Source organism: Flaviaesturariibacter aridisoli, assembly GCF_004343705.1.
Lineage (GTDB): Bacteria > Bacteroidota > Bacteroidia > Chitinophagales > Chitinophagaceae > Flavisolibacter > Flavisolibacter aridisoli.
On the sequence record NZ_SKFH01000002.1, the window covers coordinates 58,731 to 74,933 of the forward strand.

At 59.1% G+C, this 16,203-nt stretch carries 15 protein-coding genes and 1 tRNA gene; 9 read left to right on the forward strand and 7 right to left on the reverse strand.

Annotated elements, in window-relative coordinates:
• The first annotated feature begins 58 nt into the window (after window positions 1-58).
• The 4 genes from E0486_RS01895 (at window position 59) to E0486_RS01910 (ending at window position 5,814) form a co-directional block, all read left to right on the forward strand.
• Window positions 59-817, forward strand: a complete 759-nt coding sequence (locus E0486_RS01895) for a DUF72 domain-containing protein (RefSeq protein WP_165917153.1) — start codon at window positions 59-61, stop codon at window positions 815-817.
• Window positions 818-897: 80 nt separating this feature from the next.
• Window positions 898-2,769 (forward strand): transglutaminase-like domain-containing protein, encoded by a 1,872-nt coding sequence (locus tag E0486_RS01900; protein WP_165917154.1) that lies wholly within the window; start codon window positions 898-900, stop codon window positions 2,767-2,769.
• A gap of 6 nt (window positions 2,770-2,775) precedes the next feature.
• Complete coding sequence (locus E0486_RS01905; protein WP_131850449.1) at window positions 2,776-5,010, forward strand: DUF3857 domain-containing protein; 2,235 nt, start codon at window positions 2,776-2,778, stop codon at window positions 5,008-5,010.
• Between the two features lie 15 nt (window positions 5,011-5,025).
• Complete coding sequence (locus tag E0486_RS01910) at window positions 5,026-5,814, forward strand: hypothetical protein (RefSeq protein ID WP_131850450.1); 789 nt, start codon at window positions 5,026-5,028, stop codon at window positions 5,812-5,814.
• Window positions 5,815-5,956: 142 nt separating this feature from the next.
• On the opposite strand, the gene E0486_RS01915 is transcribed toward E0486_RS01910, so the two are convergent.
• The 5 genes from E0486_RS01915 to E0486_RS01935 all read right to left on the reverse strand — a co-directional run bounded on the left by E0486_RS01915 (window position 5,957) and on the right by E0486_RS01935 (window position 8,923).
• Window positions 5,957-7,381: an L-serine ammonia-lyase gene (locus E0486_RS01915; RefSeq protein ID WP_131850451.1), complete on the reverse strand. Its 1,425-nt coding sequence runs from the start codon at window positions 7,379-7,381 to the stop codon at window positions 5,957-5,959.
• A gap of 52 nt (window positions 7,382-7,433) precedes the next feature.
• Complete coding sequence (locus E0486_RS01920) at window positions 7,434-7,919, reverse strand: FKBP-type peptidyl-prolyl cis-trans isomerase (protein ID WP_131850452.1); 486 nt, start codon at window positions 7,917-7,919, stop codon at window positions 7,434-7,436.
• Window positions 7,920-7,976: 57 nt separating this feature from the next.
• Window positions 7,977-8,450: an FKBP-type peptidyl-prolyl cis-trans isomerase gene (locus E0486_RS01925; protein ID WP_131850453.1), complete on the reverse strand. Its 474-nt coding sequence runs from the start codon at window positions 8,448-8,450 to the stop codon at window positions 7,977-7,979.
• A 29-nt stretch (window positions 8,451-8,479) separates the two neighbouring features.
• Window positions 8,480-8,815: a hypothetical protein gene (locus E0486_RS01930; protein WP_131850454.1), complete on the reverse strand. Its 336-nt coding sequence runs from the start codon at window positions 8,813-8,815 to the stop codon at window positions 8,480-8,482.
• 37 nt (window positions 8,816-8,852) lie between these two features.
• A tRNA-Cys gene (locus E0486_RS01935) sits at window positions 8,853-8,923 on the reverse strand.
• A 98-nt stretch (window positions 8,924-9,021) separates the two neighbouring features.
• On the opposite strand from E0486_RS01935, the gene E0486_RS01940 reads away from it, so the two are divergent.
• From E0486_RS01940 to E0486_RS01950, 3 genes are all read left to right on the forward strand, one after another.
• Entirely contained in the window at window positions 9,022-9,903 is an 882-nt protein-coding gene (locus E0486_RS01940; RefSeq protein WP_131850455.1) for a nucleoside phosphorylase, read from the forward strand.
• An 83-nt stretch (window positions 9,904-9,986) separates the two neighbouring features.
• Window positions 9,987-10,793: a diaminopimelate epimerase gene (dapF, locus tag E0486_RS01945; RefSeq protein WP_131850456.1), complete on the forward strand. Its 807-nt coding sequence runs from the start codon at window positions 9,987-9,989 to the stop codon at window positions 10,791-10,793.
• A gap of 95 nt (window positions 10,794-10,888) precedes the next feature.
• Window positions 10,889-11,359 carry an NUDIX hydrolase gene (locus E0486_RS01950; RefSeq protein WP_131850457.1) on the forward strand — a complete coding sequence of 157 codons (471 nt, stop codon included), beginning with the start codon at window positions 10,889-10,891 and terminating at the stop codon, window positions 11,357-11,359.
• Between the two features lie 115 nt (window positions 11,360-11,474).
• On the opposite strand, the gene E0486_RS01955 is transcribed toward E0486_RS01950, so the two are convergent.
• Together E0486_RS01955 and E0486_RS01960 are read right to left on the reverse strand one after the other, a co-directional pair.
• The gene (locus tag E0486_RS01955; protein ID WP_131850458.1) at window positions 11,475-12,275 is read right to left on the reverse strand and encodes a queuosine precursor transporter; all 801 of its coding nucleotides are present in this window, start codon (window positions 12,273-12,275) and stop codon (window positions 11,475-11,477) included.
• Window positions 12,256-12,555 (reverse strand): hypothetical protein, encoded by a 300-nt coding sequence (locus E0486_RS01960; protein ID WP_131850459.1) that lies wholly within the window; start codon window positions 12,553-12,555, stop codon window positions 12,256-12,258. Before E0486_RS01960 ends, E0486_RS01955 begins: the two co-directional genes overlap by 20 nt.
• A gap of 53 nt (window positions 12,556-12,608) precedes the next feature.
• Between E0486_RS01960 and E0486_RS01965 the strand changes: the two genes are divergently transcribed.
• Window positions 12,609-15,074, forward strand: coding sequence for a YfhO family protein (locus tag E0486_RS01965; protein ID WP_131850460.1), 2,466 nt, complete (start codon window positions 12,609-12,611; stop codon window positions 15,072-15,074).
• Window positions 15,071-16,183, forward strand: a complete 1,113-nt coding sequence (locus tag E0486_RS01970) for a glycosyltransferase family 4 protein (protein ID WP_165917155.1) — start codon at window positions 15,071-15,073, stop codon at window positions 16,181-16,183. Before E0486_RS01965 ends, E0486_RS01970 begins: the two co-directional genes overlap by 4 nt.
• Window positions 16,184-16,203: the final 20 nt, after the last annotated feature.

The following is a 16,203-nucleotide window of genomic DNA, read 5'->3' on the forward strand; positions in this document are numbered from 1 at the left end:
GTGATCCGGGCCTTTGTTTTGCAGTTTGAAAAGCGAAATGCCAGCTAAAGAAGGACAAATGAACCCCATCGACCCCTTCGGGGGACAGGGGGCGTTGCAATGGTACATTGGTTGCTCCGGCTTTCACTACGACAGCTGGAAAGAGGTCTTTTACCCGAAGGGCCTTGCGAAGAGCCGCTGGCTGGAGTACTACAGCCAGCACTTCAACACGATCGAGATCAACAATACTTTTTACCGGCCGCCCGGGCTGCGCACCCTCGAGGGCTGGTACGCCCGCACGCCGCCCGGCTTCCAGATTACGCTGAAGGTGTGGCAACAGATCACGCACGTGCAGCGTTTTGCCGACACCGCCGACCTGCTGCACGCCTTTTACACGGCTGCCGCCGATGGCCTGCAGGAAAAACTGGGCTGCCTGCTCTTCCAGCTGCCGCCCTCCCTGGCTTACGACCCGGAGCTGCTCAACGCCATGCTGGCGCAGCTATCCACCGAGTTCAACAACGTCATCGAATTCCGCCACCCGAGCTGGTGGAAACCATCGGTTTATGACCGCCTGTACCGCGAAGGCGTCACCTTTTGCGGCGTTTCCTATCCGGGCCTCTCGCCCGACCTCATCTCCAACGCGCCGCTGATCTATTACCGCTTTCACGGTGTTCCGAAACTGTATTTCTCCGGGTACGATGATGCGTACATCGCGCGGATCGTGGAGTTGATCAAAACCGACCCGCTGGCCCGTAAAGCCTACCTTTATTTCAATAATACCGCCGAAGCGGCGGCACTCGCCAATGCGCGGACGACCATGACGCTGGCCGCCGGCTAAGACACAAAAGGCAGCTGCCGGGAGGGCGGAGATACATGCCAAAATGTCTTTATATTTGCGACCATAACCACACTTACTGCATGAGGAACGGGCTACTACTGCTCCCGGTGCTTCTGCTGGCCGCAAGCGCCTGCCAGGCATCCGAAAAGAGCGACTCCAACATCGTGATCCAGTCGGCGCGCGAGGTCTACGAATTTGTATACAACAAAAAAGCCGGGCGCGTGGAGATCCGCCAGGACCTGCAGACCACCTATCGCTGCAACTCCTTCCGCACCACGGTGCCGGTGATGGAACTGTACGACAACGAAACCTCCATCGACAACGTGGAAGCCTGGGTGGACGGCAAGGCCCAGAAGAACCTGAGCCCGGCCTACGGCTACTATTCGGTAGACGACATCTTTTACTCCGACGCACGCACCTGTTATTTTGAATTGCCGCTCCAAAAGCAGGGCGCCCTGGCCGAAGTGCGCGTTCAAAAGACCATCACCGATCCGCGCTACTTCACCTCCATTTACCTCACCGACCGCTATACGGTCGGCACCAAACAAGTGTTTGTAAAGGTGCCCCGCTGGATGAAGGTGGAGTTGAAGCCCCTGAATTTTGCCGGCTTCTCGGTGACCACCCGGACCGAATACGACAGCAAGAGCGACGCCGACATTTACCTATATACGCTCAGCAACGCGCCCGCGCAGGAGCATGAGTCCAATAGCCCCGGCCCTTCGTACCTCTACCCGCACCTGCTGGTGCTGGCCAAGTCGGCGGCGCCGGCCGAAACGCCGATCACCTATTTCAGCACGGTGAAGGACCAGTATGGTTGGTACCGCAGCCTCGTACAGTCGGTGCAGAACGACACCGCCGTGGTCGGTGCGAAGGCCCGTGAGATCATCGCCGGCAAAACGAGCGACGCCGACAAGATCCGGGCGGTGTACTATTGGGTGCAGAACAACATCCGCTACATCGCCTTCGAAGACGGCATCGCCGGCTTTCGTCCCGAAAAAGCGCACGAAGTGCTGCGCCGCAAATACGGCGACTGCAAGGGCATGGCCCACCTCACCAAGGAGTTGCTGCGCAGCCTTGGCTACGACGCACGCCTTTGCTGGATCGGCACCAACCACATTGCCTACGATTATTCCACACCCAGCATGAGCGTAGACAACCACATGATCTGCGCGCTCAACTGGAACGGCAAGATGGTCTTCCTCGACGCCACTGAAACCTACAGCGCCTTTGACGAATACGCCGAGCGCATCCAGGGCCGCCAGGTGCTGGTGGAGGCCGGCGACGACTACCTCCTGACCCGCATTCCCGCCACCAGCTGGCAGCAAAACATCGACGCCTCGAAGAGCGAGCTGACCCTCTCGGGCACCGATCTGTCGGGAAAAGTATCGCAGTCCTGGTCGGGCGAAGAGCGTGAAGGGATCCTGTCGCAGCTGCACAACATCAAAAAAGACCAGTCGAAGGAGGCTTTCATGCGTTTCCTTTCCGACAACAACAAGGAATACAGCATCCAGAACCTGAACAGCTCGGGCCTCGAGCAATTCGACGGCAAGCTGAGCGTCAGCTACGACCTCAGCTTCCGCAACGCCGTCAGCAACTTCGGAAAGGAGTATTACGTCGCACTCGACTTCCGCAAGGAGTACGGTGCCTTTACGTTCACACCCGAGCGCGTATACGACTACTGGTTCGACTTCAAGGGGCAGACACTCCGCGAAGTGACGCTGAACGTACCGGCCGGTTACACGGTAACGTCGGTGCCGGCGAACCTTTCGGTGAAGAATGCCGATTACGATTTCGAGATCTCTTACCAGCAGCAGCCCGGCAAGGTGCTGTACCGCAAAAACATCATCATCAAGAATCCCCGCCTGGCACGCGTGCGCTTTTCGCAGTGGAACGCCGACATCGAGCAGCTGGCCAAGGCCTACAACGAACAGATCGTACTTACCGCCAAATAATACCCAATGAAACAATTCATCGCCTGCCTGGTCCTTTCCGGACTGGCACTTTGCGCCCACGGACAAAAAGACGCCGAACGCTATAAAGCGCGCGCCGAAGAAGTGCGCCAGGATATCTGGGGCAAAGCCACCGCCGAGTTCAAGGTCACCAACTTGCCGGCCGACATGAGCAACGAGAGCGCCGTGATCATCGCCCGCGCCTTCGACATCACGAACTCCTCCAAGTCACGCTTCAAGTGGGTAGGCATCGGCTTCAACGTAGCGCGCCGCAACCTGTACCGCACCGTGTACCACGAGCGCGTGAAGATCAACGATAAGAACGCGCTCAACGAATTCTCCACAATCGAGTACCGCAAAAAGCTGGACAACTCCACGCGTTTCGGCTTCTCCAAGTTGTACAACACGATGGAAACCTATATCGGCGCCAAGATCATCAAAGGCGACGGCAAAGAGGTGATCGTAAACACCGCCGAAGAGGTGCTGACCAAAGACGAGAAGACCCGCCAGGAGGGCAAGCTCGCCATTTCCGACCTGCAGGTCGGCGACATCCTCGACTATTACATCGACGTGGAGGAGATGAAAGAAAACAACGACGACGAGCAGGGTCCTTTTACGTTTGTGATGGGCGGCGACTACCCGATGCTGTACATCAACGTGCGCCTGCAGCTCGATGAGAAGGCCGGTGTGCAATACATTTCAGCAAACGGCGCACCCGAACTGAAGCACAGTACCACCGACGACGGCGACCTCGTGCTGAAGCTCGAGGCCCGCAACCTCGCCAAGTTCAAGAGCAGCATGTGGACCTCTCCGTACCGCCAGTGGCCCTACGTGATCCTGCAATACAAGATCGTGGGCCGGTATGAAAGCCCTTATTCGGATTACAAGGCCGGTACGCTGCACAAGGGAACGATGGCCTTCAAGCTGGCCGACTTCTACCGTGGCGCGATCGCGCAGATGCGCGTCAGCGCCGACTTTACGCCGCAGCGCCTCGCCTACGAGTACCTGGGCGGCAAGAAAAAAATGCGCGACCTTCCGAAAGACTCCGTGGTGAAAGTGCTGTTCGACTACTGGCGCTGGCAGAAGCTGGACGTCTTCAACCGCCAGACCATCGACGTGAGCCAGGACGTGAAATACAGCCGCGCCAACAGCCTGCAGAACGCCCTCTATATGAGCTACTACCTGCAGGACCTCGACCTCGACCACGACCTGTTGCTGCTGTGCTCGCGCAATGAGCAGAGCCTGCAGAATGTGCTCAAGCTCGGCGACATGGATGCCGTCATCCGGGTAGCCATCGACGGCAAAAACTATTACATGGCCTTCGATGACGTCACGACGCGTTTCAACGAGATCCCGGTGCGCTTCCAGGGCGAGGAATACATTGCGATCCGCGCCGAGAAGGGCCGCCGCGCGTTTTCTTTCACCGACGGAACCGCCGGCAGCCTTCCGGTAACGACCGCGGCAGACAATACCACCACTGAAACTATCCGCGTGCAACTGGCTCCTTCGAACGGGCAATTGCTGCAGATCGACCGCAGCTGCTCGCTCACCGGCGCTTACCGCGGCAGCGAGCAAAAGCGCCTGCTGCTGTCCGAAGACATCGACAAAGTGCTTTCGAAAGCCCTGTCGGAAAAGACGCATATGGAAAGCCTGAGCGCCAACAAAACGAGCGCGAAGCTCGTTCCAGACTTCACGGCGGCCTTCACCAAGGAGCGTAACGACTGGAAAAAATATTTCAAGGCGGAGATCAAGGAGCAATACGAGGAAGAGCCGAAGGAAGTAACGAGCTACGAGATCGGCGACCATGGCCTGCTCAACTCTTCTCCTTCTTTCGTGTACCGCTCTTCGTTCACGATGGACAACTTCGTGAAAAAGGCCGGCAACAACTATATCGTAGACGCCGGCAAGCTGATCGGGAAGTTTACAAAGGTGGATGAAAAGGAGCGCAGCCGCAGCCTGGACGTGTATATGTTCAGCGCCCGTACCTTCACGTTCGACATCAATATCGCCATTCCCGAGGGCTACACGGCCAAAGGTGTGGAGGAGCTCGCCACCAATGTAACCAACGAATCGGGTTCTTTCGTGGCCAGGGCCAGCACCGACGAAAAGAACGTGAAGATCAGCGTCACGCGCAGCTTCAACAAAGCCTTCGAGCCGGCAGCCAACTGGCCGAACCTCCTCGGCCTGCTGGACGCCGTGTATGCATTCAACAACAAGAAGATCCTCTTCGAGAAAAAGAAATAATCAAAAACCAACCGTATGAACAAAAAATGGCTTCTCCTGGCGCTGCCCCTGATGGCGCTCTTTGCTTCGTGTGAACACACCATCGACCTCGGCGGCGATGGCGACGGTCGCAGCGTGTGCGACAGCCTGCGGGCCAACCGCATCAGCGGCAATGCAACCGTGGTGGCCGGCGGCGACCTGTCGCTGCGCATCCGCGACCAGCAGTTCGACAACGACTTCGTGTACATCACCTGGTGGGGTCCCGGCAACTTTTCCGACCAGGGACATACGTCGATCGACCGCACCAACGTCAACCTGGGCAGCGCCGGCTGGTATTACGTGCGCCTGCAGTCCATGAACCAGGGCTGCGAGAAGGTTGATAGTATTTATGTAAACGTGACGTTGCCCCAGGGCACGGCACCCTGCAACCAAGCCCTCAACAGCATCAGCTACAGCAATATGGGCACGTCGCCGATCACCAGCGTGCGCAAGACGCTCAATTCGCTCAGCCTGAAAGTACTGAATGCCAATTCGTCGAGCGGCAGCGTCGAGCTTCAGTTCAACCCCTACTGGCGCGACAGAGAGCCGGTGGACGGCATCTACAAAGTGACCACCGACCAGGTGCAGAACGATCCCTACACCGACCGCATTCACATCAGCGCCATCGCCCAGAGCATTTATTTCCAGGGCAACACCGATGGCCAGAACATTTACATCAGCCACGTTAACGGCAAGCTGCAGGCGCAGTTCTGCAACATCGCGATGTCGGGTAACAACGGCCAGTCCTGGACCACCAGCATCACGGGCACCCTGCGGGAACAATAAAAAAGAAGTCTGATGTCTGCTATTGGATGTCTCATTGGGACGAAAAAGTGAAACCCTCCACCCGGAGGGTTTTTCGTTGGCAGCGCGCACGCATACCAATTAACCAATAAACTAATAAACCAATTTACCAACCTCGCAGTTCCTAGCATTCGCTGAGGCTCAGCGGGATGTTGATGGCGAGTCCGCCTTCGGCAGTTTCCTTGTATTTGCTGTTCATGTCGAGCGCGGTGGCCCACATGGTGTCCACGACGGCGTCGAGCGATACCTTGGCGTAGTCGGGGGCGCTTTGCAGTGCCAGCTGCGACGCCGTGATTGCCTTGATGGCGCCCATCGTGTTGCGCTCGATGCAGGGCACCTGCACGAGGCCCGCAATGGGGTCGCAGGTCATGCCCAGGTGGTGCTCCATGGCGATCTCCGCAGCCATCAGCGCCTGCCGCTGCGATCCGCCGAGGGCCTCCGTAAGCGCTCCGGCGGCCATCGAACTCGACACGCCGATCTCGGCCTGGCAGCCGCCCATCGCTGCGGAGATGGTCGCACCTTTTTTGAAGATGGAACCGATCTCGGAGGCCGTCAGCAGGAACTGTACGACCTTGTCGTCGGTAACGTCGGGGAAGAATACTCTGTAATAATGCAACACGGCGGGGATTACGCCGGCAGCGCCGTTCGTGGGCGCCGTCACCACGCGGCTGAAAGAGGCATTTTCCTCGTTGACGGCAAGTGCGAAGCAGCTCACCCAGTCGAGGATGTATTGAAAATGATTCCCGCCGCCCCGGATCGCTTCGATCCAGGCGTCGTAAGAGTCGAAGGTTTGTCCGTGCAGGAGGCGGCCGGCAAGTCCGGCGGCACGGCGTTTTACATTGAGGCCGCCGGGCAGCGTTCCCTCGGTCTGGCAGCCGCGGTACACGCATTCCTGCATCACCTGCCAGATGCGCAGCACGCCGGCACGGGTGTCGGCCTCGGGGCGCCAGGCGCTTTCGTTTTCGGCTACCACCTCGTTGATGGTCAGGCCGGTCTTGCGGCACCAGTGCAGCAGGTCGTCGGCCGTGTTGATCGGGAAGGGCAGCTGTACCGCCGCCTTGCCTTGCGTTTCGCCTTCTTTCACCACGAAGCCGCCTCCGATGGAATAGTAGGTATCCGACAGCGCGGTACCGTCGGCGAAGGTGGCGAGGAACGAAAGGGCGTTGGGGTGAAAGGGTAGCGACTCGGTCATGAGGAACTCGATGTCGGTAGCCGGGTCGAAGTCGATGGCAAAGGTGCCGGCCAGCGTCAGCCGGCGGGCCGCCCCGATGTCGGCGATCTTGCCGTCGAGCGAGGCCACCGGGACCGTGACGGGGTCTTCGCCCGCGAGGCCGAGGAGCACGGCCACATCGGTGCCATGGCCCTTACCGGTCTTGGCCAGCGAGCCGTACAGCAGCACACGGAGGCTGCGCACCGCTTCAAGGCGGCCCTGTGCCCGCAGCGCGTCGGTGAACCGCTGCGCAGCCCGCCAGGGGCCCAGCGTATGCGAGCTCGACGGGCCGATGCCGATCTTGAACATATCGAATACCGAAATCGCTTCGTGTGCCACAGGTCCTTCTCCTTTTGTCAAAGGTATTGCAAAGCGCGTCGCATTGCCCTGTTTACAGATTTACGCCTGTAAGCCGGATGTTAAAATGCAAGTACGAGTTCGCGGGAACGTTCTGGTAGCCGGAAGCGCCATAGGCCATGGTCGGTGGCAGGTAGATGTTGATCTCGCCGCCCACCTTGATCTTGGGCAGCAGCGCGCGCCAGCCGGCGATCACCTCCTTGAGGTCGATATTGCCGTATTGCGTGCTGTCGAAGCGGTTGCCGCCGATGACCCAGCCTTGCGACACTACGTTGACGTTGGAGCAGGGGTCGATCGAAGCGCCGGTGCCGGGGTTCACCACCTGGAAGAAGCCGCCCGTGCAGTGTTCAGTGGCCTGGATCCCCTGGTTGGTAAGTAAGGTATCGAGGAAGTCGAGCTCGCTCTGCGGTGCGTAGGCCGAGCGGCACTCGTCGTAATTGCAGCCGGTGTCTTTGGCTTTGAGGCAGGACGTGGTGGCGAGGAGCACTACCGCCGCGCCGGCGGCCAGGGTCTTTTTCATATGGTGCACTTTTGGAAAGGACAACTTTTGCGGGGGTGCCGTTGCACGGCTTTTGCGTTATTGTACGGCGTCGAGGGTTACGTCGAACACCAGGATCGATCCGCCCGGGATGCCGTTGTAGTCGGCGGCTCCGTAGGCGAGCGACGGCGGGATGAACATCTGGATGCGGCCGCCGGTCTTGACGAGGGGCACCAGGTTGGTCCAGCCCTTGATCACCTGGCTGAGCGAGAAGGTGGCGGTGCCGGCGTCGAACTGGTTGCCGTTGGTGAAGGTGCCGCGGTAGGTGGCCGTCACAGTGGAGCAGGAGTTGGCGGAAGCGCCGGTGCCGGGGTCGAGGATCTTGTACCAGGCGCCGCTGCAATGGCGCGCCGCGCCGGTGATGCTGTTCTGCGAGATGTAGGACTGCACCGCGCTGATTTCCGCCTGCGGGGCCACGGTGGCGCAGGCATCGTAGCTGCAGCCGTCGTCTTTCTTCTTACAGGCGGTGGCCAGCAGCAGGAGCGCCAGGAAGGCGCCGGTCATTTTTTTCATAGGAACCAATTGATCGTTGTACACGTGTTTTAAGATTTGATGTCGGAGCCCTGCCCGTCGCGGGCGCGCAGCACCTGGTAGCGTTCTTCGTTCTGGTCCCACTCGTGCTGCGCCGTGAAATAGCTCATAAACAGAACGATGCCGATGGCGGCGAGGATGACCACGAGGATCACCGAGGAATGGGTGCGTAATACCGCCGTGGCCCGCTCGTACCAGCCGGTGAAGATGCTCACGAAGAGCACCACCACGATGAGCACGCTCAGGGGCAGCCCCGACGAAATACGCGAGGCGATCGACTTGCGGCGAAGGCGTTGCACCGCCCAGTAGTCTACAAAGGCTTTTTCTTCCGGTGTCAGCATATACATGACAGCAAAAAATCCGGCAAAACCGGATTTTTTTGAGAGGTACCAAGCAGATTCGAACTGCTGTAGCAGCTTTTGCAGAGCTGAGCCTAGCCACTCGGCCATGGTACCGGTTACAGCGGTAAAGATTACCGTTGGGCAGGCCGCGAAAATAGATATTTTTACCCAATTAATACCTACAGAATCAATTTTTTAAAAAAGGACCATCCATGCAGCCCATTGCCGAATCCGAACTCATTATCAACAGCCGCGGCGCCATTTATCACCTCGACCTGCGCCCCGAAGAGCTGGCCGAAACGATCATCACCGTGGGCGACCCCTTCCGAGTAAAAGAGGTGAGCAAGCACTTCGACCGCATCGAGTACCGCGCCGAGCACCGCGAGTTTGTTACGCATACCGGCTACATCGGCAACAAGCGCCTCTCGGTGGTATCCACGGGCATCGGCCCCGACAATATCGACATCGTTTTCAACGAGCTCGACGCGCTGGTGAACATCGACTTCGCCACCCGGACGATCAAGCCGCAACTCACCGCGCTGAACATCGTGCGGATGGGCACCTCGGGCTCGCTGCAGCGCCACATCCCCGTTGACACGTTCGTGGCCTCCACCCACGCCCTCGGCCTCGATAACCTGCTCAACTATTACCGCCTCGAGCAAAACCCCGAGGAAAACCAGCTGCTGCAATCCTTTATCACGCATACGGGACTCAACAGCAATACGACCAACCCCTATATCAGTGCCGCCGCCCCTTCCCTGCTCAAGCATTTTGCCGGCGAAGGCTGGTACTCAGGCATCACCGTAACCTGCCCGGGTTTCTACGGTCCGCAGGGACGCGTGCTGCGCCTCGGCATCCGCAACCCGTCGCTTATCGACCGCCTGACGGAGTTCCGCTTCGGCAACCACTTCATCTCCAACTTCGAGATGGAAACCTCGGCGATCTACGGCCTCGGCCGCCTGCTGGGCCACCACTGCCTGTCGCTGAGCGCCATCGTGGCCAACCGTGTGGACAAGCAATTTTCCCAGGACGGCGGCGCGCTCGTGGAACGACTGATCGTGAATGGACTCGGGATTCTCAGTAACTTGCCCTGATATCGTGTGGCGTGAGGCGTGAACCGTTAACAAACCCTGCTTTTCGCAACCGCCGCACGCTTGACGCTTCACGCCTGACGAACATGAAACAAACCTTTTACAAATACCAGGGCACCGGAAACGACTTTGTGCTGTTCGACAACCGCGACGGCCGCTATAACAAGCTCGCGGACGGCAGCCGCGAGTCGGAGGAAACGGTGCGCCGCCTCTGCGACCGCCGCTTCGGCGTCGGGGGCGACGGGCTCATGCTGCTCAGCAAGCACCCCGACTACGACTTCGAAATGATCTACTTCAACGCCGACGGTCGCCCCTCCTCCATGTGCGGCAACGGCGGCCGTTGCCTGGTGAAGTTCGCCGCCGACATGGGCCTCGTGCAGACCGACTACCGCTTTCTGGCAGCAGACGGTCCTCACGAAGCCTCCATCGAGCTCGACGGGCTGGTAGCCCTGAAGATGCAGGATGTTACGCAGATTCAGCACGAGGGCAACGATTTCGTACTTGACACCGGCTCGCCCCACTTCGTGCACCTCACTACCGACGTAATGCATAAAGACATGGTGCGCATCGGCCGCGAGATCCGCAATAGTCCTGCGTATGTAAAGGAAGGCATCAACGTCAACTTCGTGGAGCAAACGAACCAGGACGACGAGATCATCGTGCGCACCTACGAGCGCGGCGTGGAAGACGAGACCCTTTCCTGCGGCACCGGCGTAACGGCCGCGGCCCTCGTATGCGCTCACAACGAGAACGGCTTCAACCGCGTGGAAGTGCGTACCAAGGGCGGCCACCTCGCCGTGGAGTACGACAAGAACGGCAACCACTATACCGAAATCTGGCTCATCGGCCCTGCGCAGCGCGTGTTTGAGGGAACCATCGAAATGGATGTCTGATTTCAGATCTTTGATTTCAGATTCAGTTAAGCGGTATCCCGATAATGTACGGACCTGGAATCTGAGATCCGGAATCTGAAATCTAAATTTTCCCTATGGGTAGTTTCAACGTCCGTGTATACGGTCTACTTTTGAACGAGGCCCGCGAGGTGCTGGTAACCGACGAGTGGATCCGCGGCATGCGGATCACCAAGTTTCCCGGCGGCGGCCTCGAGTTCGGCGAGGGCACGCGCGATTGCCTCGCCCGCGAGTTTCTCGAGGAGATGAACCTCCGCGTGGAAGTGGGCGCACACCTCTATACCACCGACTTTTACCAGCAATCGGCCTACCACCCCGGGCACCAGATCATTTCCATTTACTACCTCGCCGAAGCGCTGGAGCCGATCCGCGTGCGCCTCAACACAAAACCCTTCGACTTCGATGAGAGCCAGCTGGCGCGCTATGCCGCCGAGCAGCAATGCGAATCCTTTCGCTTTATACCCTTCCACGAGTTTTCCGAAGAAAGCGTTACCCTGCCCATCGATAAAGTGGCGGCGGAGGTGTTCCGGAATCAGTTAACCAGTTAACCGGTTAATACATTAATAGGTGAATACAATAATCGAAGAACGTCGTGCCGATCGATGCGACTCACTCGGAGCGAATCGCATCAATTCATTACCCGCTTCTCTGATCAACCGGTTATTACCCGGCTACAGGAAACTCTATATTATCCTCGGATTCGCCCGCGGCCATGCGCTTCATGCGTTCTGAGGTTTCCTTTCCGAAATAGCGGTCGATGCGTTTCTCCACCAGTATTATTACGGGGGTGAGCACAAGCGCCATCAGGAACTTGTAGCAGTAGTTCATCATGCCGATGGCCAGGATCATCTGCCAGCTGAATACGCCACTGAATGCAATGAAAAGCACGATGTAAGAGTCGATGAGCTGCGACACGATCGTGGAGCCCGTGGCCCTCAGCCAGATGTGCTTGCCGCCGGTGATCTTCTTGATGCGGTGGAATACGTATACATCCACCAGCTGGCTGACGAGGAAAGCCACGATCGAGCCGAGTATGATGCGCATGCCCTGGCCGAAGACGCCGTTGAACGCGTTTTGCATGTTGTCGATGCCCATCGTTTTGCCGGTGCCGATCCAGAAGTCGGCCGGCGGCACGCCGATGGCGAGGAAATACATCAGGAAGGCGTACGCTATGAGGGCCACGGCCGTATAGGAGATCCGCCGCACCGCGCGCGGGCCGTAGTATTCGTTCACGATATCGGTCATGACGAACTCAAGCGGCCACAGCAGCACGCCGCAGGTGAGGTTGAAGGCCATGCCGCTTTGCCCGAAGAGCGTGAAGTTGGCCGGCGGAATGCCCAGCAGCTTTTCGAGGGAAAAGATCTTCGTGCCGATGCTTTCGGCGATGAGCGCGTTGGCTACGAAAAAGGCGGCCATGCCGAGCAGCAGCCGCGTGGGTTTGTCTTTAAGCAGTGAAGGTCCCATTGATGTAAAGGATGTATTGTACTTGTAATAGAAGGAAGATGAAGTTACTGAGCGCCAGCCAGCGCGGCACCGCCGGGAGCAGCCGTCGCCGCAGCAGCAACAGGCCGCAAAGCAGGTTGGCCAGCGGGTTGAACAGCAGCACGAGGAAGTAACCGGCAATCGCGATGGTCGATGCGAGTGCTTCGCTGCGGGCCGGAAGACCGAGGCGCAGCAAGAGCATCAGCAGGAAAAAAACGTTGCAGATAAAGGCCACACGGCTCAAAAAAAGCGTCAGACGCATACCGGGATTTGGTGTAAAATAATCTTAATTTGCCCAGATTTTAAACCATAGCTATGAAGAAAGGGCTCCTGTCCAAACTCCTTCCCCACCTGGTTGCCGTTGTTGTTTTCCTGATCGTGGCTGTTCTCTATTGCAAGCCGGCCCTCCAGGGAATGGTGCTGAGCCAGCACGACGTCACCCAGTGGAAAGGTTCGATCCATCAAAGCGAGCTCTATAAAGAAACGCACGGCAAGCTGCCGCTGTGGACCAACAGCATGTTCAGCGGGATGCCCGCCTTCCAGATCGGCTCGCCGGGCAACAACTTCGTGCCCTGGCTCGTACACGGCATCCTGACCCTTTACCTGCCGGCACCGATCCAGTTCTTCTTCCTCGCCTGCCTGTGCTTTTACATTCTTTGCCTTTGCCTGCGCATCAACCCCTGGATCGGGATCTTCGGTTCCCTTTCCTTCGCCTATGCTACCTATAACCCGGTGATCATCAGTGTGGGCCATGACACCAAGATGTGGTCCATCGCCTATATGCCCGCGCTGCTGGGCAGCATCCTGCTCATCTTCAACCGGCGCTACTGGCTCGGGGCCGGACTGACCGCGCTTTTCACCTCGGTGCTGGTGGCCATGAACCACCCGCAGATCGACTACTACCTGTTCCTCACGCTCGGCATCATGACCCTGTTTTTTGCCGTTCGCTGGATCCTCGAAAAGCAATACATCCATCTCTTCAAAGCGCTGGGCCTTACGCTGGTGGCCGGCGGCATCGGCCTGCTCGTCAACGCGGTGATGATCCTGTCCACCTACGAATACCAGAAAGAAACGATCCGCGGCACGGCGTCCGAGATCACCGGCACCAAGCAGGGCGATGCCGCCGAAGGCCTGACCAAGGACTATGCCTTTTCGTACAGCTTGGGCCTCGCAGAGCCGGTAACGATGTTCCTGCCGCACGCCTTTGGCGCCAACACGCCGAGCGGCAGCCCCGGCGCACGGCCGGTGATGGACGAAGAAAAATCCAAGACCGCGGAGTTCCTCAGCGAACGCGGCCAGGCGGCACAGGGCATTTCCTACTACTGGGGCAACCTGGGCGTCACCTCGGGCCCTCCCTACGTGGGCATCGTGGTCAGCCTGCTCGCCCTGCTTGGCTTCTTCATCCTCGACAACCGCCATCGCTGGTGGGTGCTCGCAGCCACGGTGATCGCCATCCTGATGTCCTGGGGTTCGAGCTTCCTCGGCTTCAACACCTTTCTGTACGAGCACCTGCCGATGTACAACAAGTTCCGGGCGCCGTCGATGATCCTGGTGATCCCGCAGCTGCTCTTCCCCTTTATGGCCGTGCTGACGCTCGACAAGCTGGCAACCACCGACTTCGCGGTGCTGAAGCCCCGGCTGAAGCAGGGACTGATCGGTATCGGCGCACTCTTCGTCTTGTTCTTCCTTATTTATTTCGGGGTCGACTTCATGGGTGAAAACGACAAGAGCGAAATGGCTTCGGCGCTGCAAAACCCGCAGCAGGCCGAAGGCGTCCGCCAGTATTTCGCCGCGCTGAAAGCCGACCGCCAGTCGCTCTTTCTCGGCGACATCTTCCGCGCCCTGGGCTTCGGCATCGCCGCGGCGGCGCTCGTATGGCTGCTCATCAAGCGCACCCTTCAGCCGGTGCTGGTGTTCGCGGGCTTCGCGCTGCTGACCCTGGTCGACCTGCTGCCCATCGACCACAAATACATCAACGGCGATTCGTTCATTGAAGACAGCGCCGGCGAAGTGACCTTCAGCACTACTGATGCCGACAAACAGATCCTGGCCGACAAAAGCTACTTCCGTGTGTTCGACGTATCGGGCAACGCCTTTGCCGACGCCCGCGCTTCCTATCACTACAACTCGGTGGGCGGCTACCACGCTGTGAAGCTGCGGCTCTACCAGGACCTGATCGAGAACCAGCTGGCGAAGGGCAACATGGCCGTGGTGAACATGCTCAATGTGAAGTATTTCATCCAGAAAGACCAGGCGGGCAATACCACCAACCTGCAGCAAAACACCGGCGCCCTGGGCCCCGTGTGGTTTGTCAGGAACCTTGCTTTTGTAAAAGATGCGAAGACGGAAATGAGTGCACTCGATCATTTCAACCCGCGCGATACCGCATTTATACGGGAGTCGTACCGAAATGCGGCGGGCCCGGCCACGCAATTCAGCGGCGAGGGCACGATCGTGCTGGAAAAGAACGACAACGACGCCATCACCTATAACAGCAATTCACCCGCTGCGCAGTTCGCAGTGTTCAGCGAGATTTATTATGCAGCGGGCTGGAAGGCCTTCGTGGACGGCAAGGAAACGCCGATCGTGAAAGTGGACTATGCGCTGCGCGGCCTGCCGATCGCGGCCGGCACCCATAAGATCGAGTTCCGCTTCGAGCCGCAGGGCTTTATCCGCGGCCACCAGATCACCACGATCTGCCAGGTGCTGCTGATCGTACTGCTGCTGGCGGGCATCTTCCTCGAATGGCGCGCGCGCCATCGCGAAAGCCTGCCGGCATGAAGATCCTGAGCCTCGTCTGGTTCAAGGTTTTGCCGGCCCGCTTCGGCGGGCAGAAAGGGACGGCGCTGTTCACACGTGCCCTCGCGGAGCAAGTGCCCCTGGTGTGCCTCTGCGCGTCCGATAACGAGCCCGATGGTCCCCTTCCCTACCGGCTGCGCCCAGAGCTGCCGCCGGGCAGGCGCAGCGTGGTTCGACCGCCCGTGTGGCGGCACATCGCCCGGGTGGTGCAGGAAGAGGCACCAACACACCTGCTGCTCGAATATCCCTACCACGCCTATGCCGCTGTGCGCGCCGCCAAACGTTTTGGACTAAAGCTCGTGCTCCACGAGCACAACATCGAATACCGCCGCTTTCGCGGACTGCGCCATCCCGCCTGGCGCCTGCTGAAAGCCTACGAGCGCTGGGCCTGTCGCCAGGCCGACCTCGTGCTGTTCAAAACCGAAGCCGACCGCCGGCATGCGCTCGAAACGTTTGGCCTTACCGAGACGCGTACGATGATCGTACCCTACGGCATCGACGCGCCCCGCGCGGTGGCTCCCGAAGAGGTGGCGGCGCTTCGCCAGCGCTGGAACATCCCCGGCGGCGCCCGCGTGTTTTTGTTCGCCGCCACGCTCGATTACCTGCCGAACGCCGACGCGCTGCGGGCTTTATACCGGGAGGTTGCGCCGCGGCTCGATGCGGCCGGCACCCCCTACCGCATCATCGTGTGCGGGCGCAACCGGTCGGCGGCTTTCCAGGACCTGGAAGCCTTGCAACACCCCGCCATCATCCGCGCTGGCGAAGTACCCGAACTCGCCCCGTATTACGCCGCAACCGACGCTTTTCTCAACCCCGTGCTGGGCGGCGGCGGCGTACAAACCAAGGTGATCGACGCGCTGGCGCATCGTTGCCCGGTGCTTTCCTTTGCCTTTGGTGCGCAGGGAATTGACCGCGGGTTGTGCGGGGAGGCGTTTCTGACGGTGGCGGATGGCAATTGGGCGTTATTTACGGGAAAAGCACTCGAACTGGCGCAAAAAGGTCCGGAGATTCCGAAAGCTTTTCTAACCCGCCTTTCCTGGGAGGGCATAGCCACCCGCACCCTGGAAGCATTCCGGCATCTCGATCCCTGAAGCGCTTCCGAAACCGTATT